Here is a 13916-nt window from a genome sequence, read left to right as displayed (position 1 = left end):
TTTTATTTGAGAAGTCATATTTGCTTTTATATAGCAGGATTAAAAGAATCTGTAAGCGTAAATTTAGTCTTTACCATACATCTGTTGGAGATGGTTATTATAAAAGTTGAGGTTTTCACCATAGTCGTATTTATTGGTTATAACTTCTATATATACTCCTTTTTTATGATTACGAGCTTTTTTTAAAGCTTGATACAGTTCAGCTTCAGTACTAACTTTGATAGATAGCCAGCCCTTACATCCAAATGCTTCAGGTAGCATTACATAATTAAGCTGAGCAAGATCATCATAGCTTGGGTTGGGGTCAAGTTCAAGGGCTCTTTCAACCATGTAACCACTATTATTTATACAGATTATTATTGGGTTTATATCATACCTCCCCATTACTCCTAAGTCATTAAGAGTAAGTTGATGAGATCCTTCTCCTGTGATTAAAATTGCTCTTGAACTTGGTTTTGCTAGGGCTACGCCAGTAGTTGCAGCAGTTGCCCACCCTATAGAGCCCCAAAGTGTTTGATTATGATATTTTGTACCTTCAGGTAAAGGATAGCTAACAAAATTTAACGATGATGAACCTGTTTCAACTATAAGGTTGTCTGTATTAGTTACAAGGTTTGTGATTTGTAAATATAAGTTTTCTAAAGTTATAGTTTCATTGTTATATGACGGTGAATTTAAAGTAGGTCTTATGAACGGAGGTTTATAGTTAATAGCAGGAGCTTTGTCTAGTAACAGGTCTATAATATCGGATAAGTAGATATTTTTGAAATATGTGTCTGTTGATTCAACAAAATCGGGTCCTAGATTTATGACTTTATTTAGATCAAGGTTGTTAGTAAAGGCTGTGGTGTTAAAATCTGACCATAGAGCATCACCTAAGTTTATGACAGTATCAGCGTTTTCAACTATTTCAGCAGTTCCTTTATTGGAAAGTTTACCTGCATAAAAACCTATATAGTTATCATGATGTTCGGAGATAACGCTTTTATCATGTGGCATGATAGCGAATGGAAGGTTTAATTTTTCGATTAGTTTTATAGCCTTTTCAGTTAGACCAAATCTATCAAGCTTAAGTGAAGGCAATATCACTATCTTTTCTGTTTTTTTAAGCTTATGAATTATAAATTCACTTGCTTCTTCAAGTTGGTTAGCATCGCTTCGAATATGATTATAATTAGCACTATCAGGAGTCATATCGGTGACTTTTCTTTTACCATCATCAAAAGAAATAGAAATATAGGCAGGTTTACGATATTTGAAAGCGTCGGATATTACTCGATTCATCTCTCTACGTGCATTATCTGGAGTTATTGTTGCTGAGACACATGCTGTAGAAGCGGAAAGCTCAATAAAATTGCCAAACTCGCCATCGCCAAGAGTATGGTGTACTTGTCTTTTTTTTGCTACTGCCATATCATCTGGAGACCCAACTAAATGAAAGACAACTAAGTTTTCTGCCTTTGACCCCATAACTCCATTTAAGGCACTTAATTCTCCAACGGCATATGTTGTTGATAGAATTGCAGCACCTTTTATTCTTGCGTAACCATCCGCAGCATAGCTAGCATTTAGCTCATTAGCATTCACTATATTTTTAAGCTTTGGATTGTCAATTAGTGCTCTATCTATTGTAAAGGAGAAATCTCCAGGCACACAAAAAGAGTGGGTTATACCTAAATCAACAAGTCTAGCTACAACATATTCAGCGACATTATTGATCTTATCTGATGTATTATATATTTTTTTCCCTGTTATGAAGTCACTCATAAAATATCCTTTGAAATCTAGAAGAGATAAATTCACTATACATATGTTTGGTATTTCCAGCAATATTAATAGTTAATAATTCTATAATTAATTCCATTTTTTTTAAAAAAGTGGACATAGACTTTCTATAAAGATTTTAATCTCATTTACATATTAAATAAATAAAATACTCCCGCTATTATCCAGCAGATAAGCCAAGAAATAATTGCTGTGTAATATAAAAACCTATCAATCCAATTTAACCTTTCATTAAAATCTGGTAAAAGCTTATACCTAACAGGGTCTTTATCTCTATTTGTTTTTATCGGGATATAAATATAAGATCTATAAAGTGGAAACCTTATGATAGTCTTATATGAGCATGGATTTGCATAGTTTCTACCTACTAGTAAATAACCAGGATACTCAAAATTATATAAATTATCTTTGTAATACTTATCAAACCTTCTAACTGAATAAACACAAAATAAAAAGATGAAGTTAGCCCCTAAGGTTAAGCCAATTACTATCCATAAAACATAAAATTGTAAAGTAAAATCATCAGATGTAAAAAAACTATAGATGGCAAAACAAGAGCCAAAATTCAAGAAAATTATAGAAAACAGAAAGAATATATACATACAAAAAAGATTAAAGTTTCTAATCATAATAGATATTTTTTTATTAAAAAACATCATACCCCCAGTCAGCAATTTTTTCTCCACCGATACTGCCTATATAAGCTCCAATACCTGCAACTACAGCATAAACACCTATCCCAGCCCAACCTACTGGGCCTGATACACTTGCGCCAATCACTAAGCTTACCAGTCCTCCCCCAATAGAAGCGCCAACACTACTACCAATAGCTGATCCTGTAACCTCAACAGCCTTTTTATAAGGATCTTGGCCATTTTGATGAGCCTGATAAGCCTCATAACTTCCAGTCACCACACCAAGCGTAAATAAACCATGTTGAACTATATTACCAAAATTAGCTATCTTTGATAATTTAGAGGCATCTTTTTCACTACCTAAATATAATTCAACATCGTTTAGATTATACCTATTTCGATGTACTCGAGAACGAAATTGGCCATACTTAAAGCTCTTATCTTTAGATATAACTCTTAGCTCTTTTGCTTCATTAAAATATTTTTCAAAATTTTCCAATTCATAACTAGATATTGTATAGTTAATCCGATAGTTATTTGACAATAATGTTATAATATTTAGAAAAAATGTCATCATATAGCCAAGATTTCAGAGATATCGTAATAACTAAATATAAAGAAGGCCTAACAGACAAAGAGCTAAGTAATTTTTTTAATATAGATATCCGTACTACTAGATCTTGGATAAACTTATACGAGACAACTGGTGATTATAAATCTAAGCAAGGCTTGGGTTGCGGTAGAGTAGCAACCTTTACAGATAAGGAAGCGATAGAAAGCTACTTAAGAACATATCCAGATGCAATGGCTTTAGATATTAGAGAAGCATTAGCTCCTGAAATACCTAGAAGCACATTTTATGATTGTCTTACCAGACTTGGTTTTAGTTTTAAAAAAAGACACCTAAATATAAGCAAAGAAAAGAACAAGATAGGCAAAGTTTTATAGAGGTTGTTGAGACTATTGAACCTAACAAACTTGTATATTTAGATGAAATGGGTATGGATAATAAACAGTCTGTACTAAGAGGATGGTCTCTTGTTGGTAAACCTAGCTATGGTGAAGTTATTGCTTATCAAACTCAGAGAAAAAGTATAGTTGCTGGTTATAACTATTTAGAAAAGAAGATTATAGCACCGCTAGAGTATACTGGATATACAGATACTCAAATTCTTAATCAGTGGTTTGAAGAGCATTTATGTCCTGAGTTAATTCCAAAGACTACTGTTGTTATGGATAATGCTAGTTTTCATAAGTCTCCTAAATTGGCTAAAATAGCAGAGAAGTTTGATATACAGATACTATACCTTCCTGCTTATTCTCCTGATTTAAATCCTATAGAAAAAATTTGGGCCAATTTTAAAAGAATTTTAAGAAAAGTAAATAATTCTTTTGATAATTTATCTGATGCTATTACTCACGTCTTTAGCACAATATTATCAGATTAACTATATCAAAATTCTTTCTATACGAACCTGAATAATTACGTGACATTTGTTTTAGCTGAGGTAGCTTTGCATTTAAATTACTATAAGACTCTAAGATCTTCACTAATGTCTTATTATAACGACTATAACCTTGGGTAAGAGAGTTATTAACCACAGAATATCCTATAAAAGCATATTTAGAAAAATCATGTTTATATAGATTACTATTGGCTTCTTGTATAAGATCATAAGTGTTTATAAGGTCAGATATATCTAAGTTTTGATCTAAAATATAATCTAGATTATCACGACCCTTTTGTGTTAGTGATTCATCAAAATCTTTAGATAGCTCGTGATTAAATCTGCGACCAATATAAATATGATATTGCGAATTCTGCTTTGTCCTTTGTCTTTGGTATTGATAGTAGTCCAGCATTAGCAAACCTTGTAATCTTGCTTGAATAAATAAAAAATCCCCTTTAAAGTTATAGTAGCTTGTTGATGCTAGAATTTCTGCTTTGATACAGCAAATATGCGCTATTACTGCGTTTTAAGCCTTTAATTAAGAAGGTTTTTAGTTAGGAGTTGAACTTGATTACTCCAACTATTCCAAGAGCCATGATGATAGCCCCAACTAAAAAAGTTGTTTCGATTAGGATTCCATTTAAGATTAAATCTAGTAATCCAGCAAATATCACCGAAGTTAACATTATTGGTGTTACTATCCTCACTTGTATTAGTCTTAAAGCATAAGTTAGGCTAAATTGGTAAACAACCCCTGTAAATGAAATTAATAATATAATTATAAATTCAAATCCAGAGAGCTCTTTAATAGAAAAAAATCCGACGGATAATCCTATAATAGCTGTAAATAAGAAGAAATAAAACATCATTTGCACAGGTTTGTTTTCTTTGCCAACTAGTCTTAATAAAACTGTTGCTAATGCTGCAAAAAATCCTGAAAAAATCCCCAGAATATATCCTATAGGATTGTAGTTGGTTGACTCTGGGTGAACAATTATTAAAAACCCTACAAAACTGAATCCTATACAAAACAAAACCTGTTTGTTTGTTTTTGTACCAGTAAGTAGATATACAATTAAAGGGGTGAATAGAGGAGAGGTATTCATTAGCAACATGGAGTTCGCTAAGGGTAAATAATTTAATGCGTAAAAGAATAAAAGCATAGCTATAAACCCAGATGCGGCTCTAACAAATATAAGCCAGATTTTATTTGCTTTAAAACTAAATTCTTTATTCAAAAATATAAAAGGAGATAACATTATTAGGCCAATTAAGAACCTATAAGCTATTATCAGGCTACTTGACATAGTGCCCTGAATAAGTGTCACAAAATATCCCATAAGAGCTAAAAATATTGCTCCTATAAATGCAATTAAGATTCCTAAAATAGCTTGGGAATTTTTCACAATAAGAAAAGAATATTTAATATGGTGTATATCATAGAACTTTTAAGGGTAAAAAACTATTTATTAAGAACATATTTTTCGACTATCTCACCAGCAATAAGGTGCTTTTGTATGATTTGTTCTAAAACTTCTGGAGTACATGAGTGATACCAAACATTATCTGGATGTACTACAGCTATAGGGCCATTTTGACAAACTCTTAGACAGTAGGTCTTTGATCTATAGATATGACCATTTTGTGAAAGTTTTAGTTCCACAAGCCTTTTTTTTAAAAAATTCCATGATTTTAATGAAGTTTCACCATCACAGCATTTTTGACGCTCTTGATCACAGCATAAAAAGATATGTCTTTGGATATTTTTAAGACCTAGATTCTTTGCTTTAGTTTCTAATGGCATTCGTGCTGTCATTTTTTTGATCCTTAAATTTAACTAATGTATTTTTACTTAAATACATTTAAAATTGATGGAAGAATATTAACAAATCTGGAGAAAAAATGGAAAAGAACATTTCCAATGAAACGCTAGAGAAATTAGCAAAAATTCATATTAAAGAAATGAAGAGTAAAAGGCGTTGGAAGCTTTTTATCAGAACCTTAATTATTTTGTTGCTTTTGATAATAATAATTCCAGAATTGTTTAGCTCATCAAAGGAACTTAGTCCACATATTGCTTTAGTCAAAGTCCAAGGAATTATAGATGAAGATTCTGAGGCTAATTCAGAGAGAATAAATAAGAGCTTAGATGATGCTTATGCTAGTAAGTTAACAAAAGCTATAATAGTAGAAATAAACAGTCCAGGAGGTTCTCCAGTTCAATCTGATGAAATATATACACATATGCAATACTTACAGCAAAAAAAACCCTCGATACCTATATACGCTGTATGCACCGATGTGTGTGCAAGTGGTGGGTATTATATTGCTACGGGAGCTAAAGAGATCTATGCTAATAAAATGACGATAACAGGCTCTATCGGAGTTATAGGAAGTGGATTTGGCTTTACTGGTCTTATGGATAAGATAGGTGTTGAGAGAAGAACCTACACTTCAGGTAAAAACAAAGACTTTTTGGACCCTTTTTCCCCACAAAAACCATTACAAACAAAACAGTTCGAAAAACTTCTTGATGAGACTCATCAAGTATTTATCGATGCTGTTGAGAAATCTAGGGGAAGTCGACTAAAAGATAAATCAAACGACACTACGTTTTCAGGCGAACCTTTCAGCGGTGTAGAGGCTAAAAAAATTGGGCTTATTGATGGGTTTGCATCCATAGATCAGCTTAAACGAGAGAAGCTTAATAATATGGATGTGATTGATTATACTCAGCCTTTAGATTTTTTAACAGCAGTATCGCAAAAGCTAGGTAATAGCGTTTATTACAAAGCTCTTTCAGAAAGTGATTTTAGCTTAAAATAAATACTATAAATGTTGAAACATCTAAAAACCATGATTATAATCGATATTAATACTAAGTTTTAATATTAAAACAACAAGGAAGTAATAACATGAAAAAGACTATACTAGGTGCAATGATTGCGGGTGGTTTAATGATTACTACGACTACGGCTATGGCTGGTGGTGTAGGTTTTGCAAATGTGCAAGATGTATTTGAAACTTCTCCACTTGGTAAGGCAAAGGTTACCGCTGATGAGAAAAAGCTTAAGCCGCAGATGGATGCGCTTAAGAAGAATATTACAACTCTACAAGAGAAAGTAAACTCTTATACAGAAGAGAAAGATGATGTTCAAACAGATGATGCTGAAGGTGATACTAAACAAGCAGAAGCTGCTGATAAAGTAGAAAACCAGGATAAAGAACAAGCTCAGGCAGATCTTCAAAAAGCAATGAAAGATTATCAGAATATGATGAGTCAAGTACAAAAAATGGCTTCAGATGATGCAGATGCTTTTAAAGATGCTTTAACTAAAGCATCTGCTGAAGTAGCAAAAAGTAAGCAGTTGGATGCAATTCTACCTGCTGAAATGAGCTTGTATAATGTTGGTAATACTGATGTGACTAAAGATATTATTGCTAAAATGCAGTAATAATTTTAGAATATTTTCTCTTTGTAAAAACCTTTTATCTTATTAAATTAAAAGCTTCTTTTTTTTATATCTAAAGCTATGTATAATCTTAGTTTAGATATAAAATTAATTAATTAAAAAGACAACCAAGCTCATGGAAAATTTAGGTTATTTTGTTTCACAAAACTTATTGTTTTGTTTATCTCTTGTTTTATTGTTAGCTATATATGTAATTTTTGAGTTAACACAAACTAAAAAATCACAGCATTCACTATCTGTCGCAGATGCGGTTGTTACAGTAAATAAGGGTAAAGGTATTTATCTTGATGTAAGAGATAGCGAGATGTTCAGTAACACACATATTATAGGTGCTCAAAATATTCAGTTAGAAGAGATTGCACAAAAGCATAAAAAATTAATTAAATATAAATCTAAGCCAATAGTTATATATGGAGATAATGCGCAAAAAGCTATGCTAGAGCTACGTAAAGAAGGTTTTGAGCAAGTTTTTGTACTTAAAGGTGGGTTAAACGAATGGTTACAAGCAAGTTACCCTGTTAAATCATTATCAAAATAAAAATTTATAAAGAACATTAAGGATCATAAAATGGATCAGCAAGAACAACCACAGTTTCAAATTCAAAAAGTTTATGTAAAGGATCTTTCTTTCTCTATTCCTAATTCTGATAAAATATGGACTACAGCTTGGAAGCCAGAGTTACATACAGACCTGAAGGTGGAAGCTACTGATCTTCCAGAGGGCAATACTTACGAAAGTGTTTTGACTCTTGAAGTTAAAGTTAAAAATGAAGACATGATTGCTTTTGAAATAGAAGTTAAGCAGGCAGGCATATTTACAGTATCTAATATGGAAGCAGAGCAAATTGAGCATGCAAAAAAAGCATTTTGTCCAAATATACTTTATCATTATGCCCGTGAAGCAGTTTCAGACTTGGTGATTAGTGGAGGTTTCCCACAATTATGTTTGTCAGCAGTAAATTTTGATGCGATGTATCTTGATTCAATAAAGGAATCTACGGATAGTAAACAACATTAATACTAAAATAGGGGTTAATTATTATGAGTAAAGAAAAAGCTTTAGAATCAGCTCTTTCACAGATTGAAAAACAATTTGGTAAAGGCTCAATTATGAAACTTGGAGATCAACAAGCGGCTCATGATATTGATGTTGTGCCTTCAGGTGTTATATCACTAGATGTAGCATTAGGTATTGGAGGATATCCCAAAGGGAGAGTGATAGAAATATATGGTCATGAATCTTCTGGTAAAACAACTTTAACACTATTAGCCATTGCCCAATGTCAAAAGCAAGGTGGTATAGCTGCTTTTGTAGATGCTGAGCATGCACTTGATCCCAAATATGCCAAGCTTTTAGGTGTGGATGTTGATAATCTTATTGTTTCGCAGCCGGATACTGGTGAGCAGGCTTTAGAGATTACAGATATGTTAGTGCGTTCTGGTGGTGTAGATGTTGTAGTGATTGATTCAGTTGCAGCTCTTACTCCAAAAGCAGAAATTGAGGGTGATATGGGTGATTCTCATATGGGTTTACAGGCAAGACTTATGTCTCAAGCTCTTAGGAAATTAACAGCAAATATTAAACGCTCAAACACACTTGTTATGTTTATTAACCAAATCCGCATGAAGATTGGTGTAATGTTTGGTAATCCAGAAACCACTACTGGTGGTAATGCTCTTAAATTTTATTCGTCTGTAAGATTAGAGGTTAGAAAAGGCGGAGCCATTAAAGATGGTACAGATATCAATGGTAATGAAATTAGAGTTAAAATCGTTAAAAATAAAGTTGCACCACCGTTTAAGCAGGCTGAATTTGAGCTTATATATGGCGAGGGTATTTCCTTAGAGGCAGAGCTTATTGATCTTGGTGCAAAGCATGGAATTATTGAAAAATCTGGTGCTTGGTATAGTTATAAGGGCAAAAAAATTGGCCAAGGCAAAGAGAAATCAAAAGACTATTTAAAAGAAAACACTATTGAACGTGATGAAATTGAAAAGTCTCTATTAGAGCTTTTATTGCCTAATAAATATGCGACTAAAGATTCAAAAGAACCTAAATTAACATCTCAAGATGAGCTTATCTAAAGAAAAAAGCTATCTTCTATACCTTCTTGCAAAGCAAGATTATTCACGAAAACAGCTAGCAGATAAACTTAATCTTAGAGGTAATATTTCAATAGATGAGGTCACTTCTCTTTTAGATGAGTTTGAACAACATAAATGGCTTTCTGATGAGCGTTTTGCAAAGGTTTTTGTAATAAGTGAAATTTCAAAATTAAGAGGTAAAAAAAGGATTATAAATACAGCTATTTATCAAAAAGGTCTTACTCAAGATTTGATCGAAAATTGTATTGAACAAGAGATGGTCGATTGGTTTAAGCTTTGTAAAAAATGTTTAGAAAAAAAGTATAAAGATATAACTAAGCTTGAGATGGACCTTCGATTAAAACAAAAAGCAGTAAATTATTTGTTATATAATGGTTTTAGTTTTGAAGAGATAAATTTTGCGATTAAAAGTGATTGAACTTGTCATCTAGAAGTGGGTACTACTAATTGATTTAAGGTTTTATAAAATCTTGAAAATTTTTATGAAATACTTTTACTCAATTTTTTTTGCTGTAAGCTGTAGTATTAGAAAGTTTAAAAAAAATAAAAATAATATAGGAGAATGAAATGGCTAAAGGAACAGTAAATAAGGTTATTATACTTGGTAGATTAGGTAATGACCCAGAAGTTAGAACAACTCAAAATGGCACAACTGTAGCAACTTTAAGTATTGCCACTAATGATGGTATAGGTGAAAATATTACTACAGAATGGCATAGAGTTGTTGTGTTTGGTAAAGCAGCAGATGCAATCCAAAGGTATGCTAATAAGGGTACACAACTGTTTATTGAAGGTAGGCTTCGTACCAACAAGTGGCAAGATAAAAATGGTAATATGCAATATACTACAGAAATTGTTGCAAATAACTTTCAGTTTATTGGTGGCGGAACTTCACAAGGTAGTTCAAATTATCAGCAAAATAATTCAAATGTGAGCCAATCATCGAATAACAATTTCAATCAGAGTCAACAGCAGTCTTCAAAGCAAGACAAAATGCCTGATTTTGCAGAAATTAATACATCTAATTTTGATGATGATATACCATTCTAATTGGTTTAATCTGGTTGGGCGTGTAAAAATATAAGCTGTCACTAGATCTAAGATTATTATATAATAGTTGCTATATTATATAAAACTTCTAATTTAATCATGTCATATATTCTAGTTTTAAACTGTGGTAGTTCCTCAGTTAAATTTGCACTTATAAATCCTAATACTTCAGAGTCTTTACTTACCGGTTTAGCAGAAAATATTGGTGATAAAAATTGTAAGGTAGTTTTTAAATCTAAAAATAAAGTCGAGAAGTTAATCGAGTATGGTCAATATAAAGCCATATTTGCTCTTCTAAAAGATTTTCTAGTTGATAATGGATATTTAGAAAAAATAGCAGCAATAGGGCATAGGGTCGTTCATGGAGGACAGTATTTCTCAAAATCTGTGTTAATAGATGATGATTCATTACAAAAAATTATAGCTTGTATTCCGCTAGCGCCTTTACATAACCCTGCACATATTGAGGGAATTAGTTTTTGTCAGCAGATATTTCCAAGTTTACCTCAGGTAGCTGTATTTGATACTGCATTTCATCAAACTATGTCTAACTATGTTGCAGAATATGCGATACCACGTGAACTTACATTACAACATGATATCCGTAAATATGGAGCCCATGGGACATCTCATAAATATGTATCTCAGCAAGCAGCAAAACTATTACAAAAAGAAAAAGCAAATGTGATAGTTGCACATCTTGGTAATGGATGTAGTATTACAGCTGTGGTGGAGGGAAAAAGTGTTGATACAAGTATGGGATTAACTCCTCTAGATGGGCTTGTTATGGGTACTCGATCTGGTGAAATAGATCCTAGTGTGTTTACATATATATCGGATAACCTTGGTTGGAATATCAAAGAGATTACCAATATGCTAAATAAGAAAAGTGGACTGCTAGGAATATGCGGACATAATGATATGCGCGAAGTTTCTGAATTAGCTAATAAAGGAGATGAGTCATCTAAGTTGGCTATAGAGATGTTTTGCCATAGAGTCGCTAAATTTATTGCTAGTTATATGATCTATTTTAAAGAATTTGATGCTCTAGTATTTACAGGAGGTATTGGTGAGAATGCTGCAAATATTCGTGAAAATATTGTAGCTAAATTATTGAGTCTAGACTTTAAAATAGATCAATATAGAAATGTTAAATCAGACGTGTTCATAAATAGTGAAGATAGTAGAAATATAATGGTTATAGCTACGAATGAAGAATTAATGATTGCTCAAGAAACACAAACTTTAATGTAAGAATTATAATATGAAAAAATCTATATTTATATTGCCAACCTCTAAGCATATAGGCTTAAGGGTATTAGCAAGTAGTCTAAAATTTGCTTTACAACAAAAAGGGTTAAAAGTTAGCTCTTTTCATCCAATTCATGATATGCAAATGCCCATTAGTGATATCGAGTCTTATCTACTTAATAATAGAATCAAAGACTATGTTGAGCTGGTTTTAAATGAGTTTTATGAGAAGACTCAAAAGTCAGATTTTGTAATAATTTCTGGTCTATTTAGACAGGGTGATAATGCTCACAAGTTGTATCCAATTAATAGTATAATTGATGAGTTAAATATAGAAATTATCAAAGCATTAGGTGCTGAGGTGATTATAGCTTCATATCATGGTAACAAACCTCTTGATGAGCTTAATGATGAACTAGACTATGCAATACGTAGTTTACCTAAAAAAAATAATATCATGGGAGCAATAATAACTAAATTAAATGCACCATATGATGATGATGGTAGAATTAGTTTTAGTTTGACAGATGAAGAAGTCATTAAAGATAAAAAGATTGTTAGCATTGATATGCTTAAGCAAATACCAGTGTTTAGCAAAAAAGGACTAAGCTTACTGGGAGTTGTAAAGTGGGACCAAGAACGTACTTCGCCGCGTGTTTTAGATATTAAAAATACTCTAAAGTTAAACCTTATCTCAGATGTGGGACTTGATGCTCGTGTTGATACCGTTATGATGTGCTCACGTGGAGTTGATAATTTTATTAAAGATCTAACACCAAATTCTTTAGTTATAACCTCAGCGGATAGATCAGATATTTTAGTAACTCTATGTTTAGCAGCTCAAACAGGGATGAAAATTGCAGGTATAATATTAACTGCAGAAGAATATCTTAATGATAAGGTTAAGGATTTATGTATTGAAGCAGCTGAAAAAGTAGGACTTGCAATATTAACAACTAGGAATAAAAGTGTAAATACAATATTAAAAATTGCTAATATCGATCTAATGGGAATACCTATGGATGATATTGAGAGAATTCAAAAGGTTAAGGAAGTTATATCTAGTTCGATAGATAGAGATAAGATAATTAGTGCTATTACAGCTGATATATCTAAGCAGCAGGTTATGTCTCCACCAGCTTTTAGATATTATTTATTAAAAATGGCCAGAAAGGCTAAGAAAAGGATTATTCTACCTGAAAGTTATGAGCCAAGAACATTACTAGCAGCTAAAAATTGTCATGAGCAAGGTTTAGCTGAATGTGTATTGATTGGAGATAGGGAAAAAATTAATAAAGTTGCAGAATTAAATGGTTTTAACTTGCTTGATAGTATTGAAGTGATAGCTATTGATGATAAAGCAGAAATAAAGTATTTAAAAACTTTGATGGATCTAAGAAAGCATAAAGGCTTATCTCAAAGTATGGCCCAAGATGCTTTAAAAAATCCAGTAATAGTAGCAATGCTGATGCTTTATCTTGGTGAGGTTGATGGACTAGTATCTGGTGCAGAGCATACTACAGCAGATATTTTAAGGCCTGCATTACAGTTGATAAAAACAAAGCCAAAAACATCTTTGATATCCTCTGTGTTTTTTATGTGTATGCCAGATGAGGTTGTAGTGTTTGGTGATTGTGCGGTGAATCAAGACCCTTCGGCAGAAGAGCTTGTTGATATAGCGATCCAAAGTGCTGAATCTGCTAGAAAATTTAATATTGAGCCTCGTATTGCTATGATAAGCTATAGCACAGGTTCATCAGGTTCTGGAATCCAAGTTGATAAAGTAAGGATGGCAACAGAACTTCTTAAACAAAAAGCTCCTGAACTATTAGTTGATGGCCCACTACAGTATGATGCTGCAATGATAGATAGTGTAGCAAAGAAAAAAGCTCCTAATAGTCAAGTAGCAGGCAAAGCAACTGTACTTATTTTCCCTGATTTAAATACTGGCAATACTGTTTATAAAGCTGTTCAGAGAAGTGCAAATGTATTAAGCATAGGTCCTGTTTTACAAGGCATAAATAAGCCGGTAAATGATTTATCGCGAGGTGCTACAGTCGATGATATTACTTATACGATTGCTATAACAGCTATACAGGCTATTTAATTTCCCATATAGGGCGGCCGGATATTTTTTTGCTAGTAAAAAGTAATAGTAAGCTTAA

The 13916-nt window shown here is 32.3% G+C and carries 15 protein-coding genes; 10 read left to right on the top strand and 5 right to left on the bottom strand.

All coding sequences use genetic code 11. From position 1 onward, the window contains the following. Positions 1 to 63: 63 nt before the first annotated feature. Positions 64 to 1767, bottom strand: coding sequence for an alpha-keto acid decarboxylase family protein (locus ACR0PV_RS10005; RefSeq protein ID WP_488172923.1), 1704 nt, complete (start codon positions 1765 to 1767; stop codon positions 64 to 66). 663 nt (positions 1768 to 2430) lie between these two features. Next, on the bottom strand, positions 2431 to 2997 hold the full coding sequence (locus tag ACR0PV_RS10000; protein ID WP_488172922.1) for a hypothetical protein: 567 nt from the start codon (positions 2995 to 2997) through the stop codon (positions 2431 to 2433). Here ACR0PV_RS10000 and ACR0PV_RS09995 point away from each other — a divergent pair. After that, a protein-coding gene (locus ACR0PV_RS09995) for an IS630 family transposase (RefSeq protein ID WP_488172178.1) occupies positions 2988 to 3868 on the top strand; the annotation gives its coding sequence in 2 pieces (ribosomal slippage) (positions 2988 to 3312 and positions 3312 to 3868; 882 coding nt in all). The genes ACR0PV_RS10000 and ACR0PV_RS09995 overlap by 10 nt on opposite strands. Here ACR0PV_RS09995 and ACR0PV_RS09990 read toward each other — a convergent pair. The 3 genes from ACR0PV_RS09990 to ACR0PV_RS09980 form a co-directional block, all read right to left on the bottom strand. Further along, on the bottom strand, positions 3846 to 4283 hold the full coding sequence (locus tag ACR0PV_RS09990) for a hypothetical protein (protein ID WP_488172921.1): 438 nt from the start codon (positions 4281 to 4283) through the stop codon (positions 3846 to 3848). The two genes, ACR0PV_RS09995 and ACR0PV_RS09990, sit on opposite strands and share 23 nt — an antisense overlap. A 142-nt stretch (positions 4284 to 4425) precedes the next feature. Further along, the gene (locus ACR0PV_RS09985) at positions 4426 to 5277 is read right to left on the bottom strand and encodes a DMT family transporter (RefSeq protein WP_488172920.1); all 852 of its coding nucleotides are present in this window, start codon (positions 5275 to 5277) and stop codon (positions 4426 to 4428) included. Positions 5278 to 5333: 56 nt separating this feature from the next. After that, a complete protein-coding gene (locus tag ACR0PV_RS09980) occupies positions 5334 to 5687 on the bottom strand; it encodes a (2Fe-2S) ferredoxin domain-containing protein (protein ID WP_488172919.1) in 354 nt (117 codons plus the stop codon). 86 nt (positions 5688 to 5773) lie between these two features. Between ACR0PV_RS09980 and ACR0PV_RS09975 the strand changes: the two genes are divergently transcribed. From ACR0PV_RS09975 to pta, 9 genes are all read left to right on the top strand, one after another. Further along, on the top strand, positions 5774 to 6697 hold the full coding sequence (locus tag ACR0PV_RS09975; RefSeq protein WP_488172918.1) for a S49 family peptidase: 924 nt from the start codon (positions 5774 to 5776) through the stop codon (positions 6695 to 6697). Positions 6698 to 6786: 89 nt separating this feature from the next. Then, entirely contained in the window at positions 6787 to 7326 is a 540-nt protein-coding gene (locus ACR0PV_RS09970; RefSeq protein ID WP_488172917.1) for an OmpH/Skp family outer membrane protein, read from the top strand. A gap of 133 nt (positions 7327 to 7459) precedes the next feature. Further along, entirely contained in the window at positions 7460 to 7882 is a 423-nt protein-coding gene (locus tag ACR0PV_RS09965) for a rhodanese-like domain-containing protein (RefSeq protein WP_488172916.1), read from the top strand. 30 nt (positions 7883 to 7912) lie between these two features. Next, positions 7913 to 8362: a protein-export chaperone SecB gene (gene secB, locus ACR0PV_RS09960; protein WP_488172915.1), complete on the top strand. Its 450-nt coding sequence runs from the start codon at positions 7913 to 7915 to the stop codon at positions 8360 to 8362. 23 nt (positions 8363 to 8385) lie between these two features. Then, positions 8386 to 9429, top strand: a complete 1044-nt coding sequence (recA, locus tag ACR0PV_RS09955; RefSeq protein WP_488172914.1) for a recombinase RecA — start codon at positions 8386 to 8388, stop codon at positions 9427 to 9429. Further along, positions 9416 to 9868 (top strand): regulatory protein RecX, encoded by a 453-nt coding sequence (locus ACR0PV_RS09950; protein ID WP_488172913.1) that lies wholly within the window; start codon positions 9416 to 9418, stop codon positions 9866 to 9868. Before recA ends, ACR0PV_RS09950 begins: the two co-directional genes overlap by 14 nt. A gap of 149 nt (positions 9869 to 10017) precedes the next feature. Next, a complete protein-coding gene (locus tag ACR0PV_RS09945; RefSeq protein ID WP_488172912.1) occupies positions 10018 to 10500 on the top strand; it encodes a single-stranded DNA-binding protein in 483 nt (160 codons plus the stop codon). 99 nt (positions 10501 to 10599) lie between these two features. Then, on the top strand, positions 10600 to 11754 hold the full coding sequence (locus tag ACR0PV_RS09940) for an acetate/propionate family kinase (protein WP_488172911.1): 1155 nt from the start codon (positions 10600 to 10602) through the stop codon (positions 11752 to 11754). A 10-nt stretch (positions 11755 to 11764) separates the two neighbouring features. Continuing rightward, on the top strand, positions 11765 to 13858 hold the full coding sequence (gene pta / locus ACR0PV_RS09935; protein WP_488172910.1) for a phosphate acetyltransferase: 2094 nt from the start codon (positions 11765 to 11767) through the stop codon (positions 13856 to 13858). Positions 13859 to 13916: the final 58 nt, after the last annotated feature.

This window comes from Francisella sp. AG1, from assembly GCF_057683165.1.
This window is presented reverse-complemented; position numbering and strand designations above follow the sequence as displayed.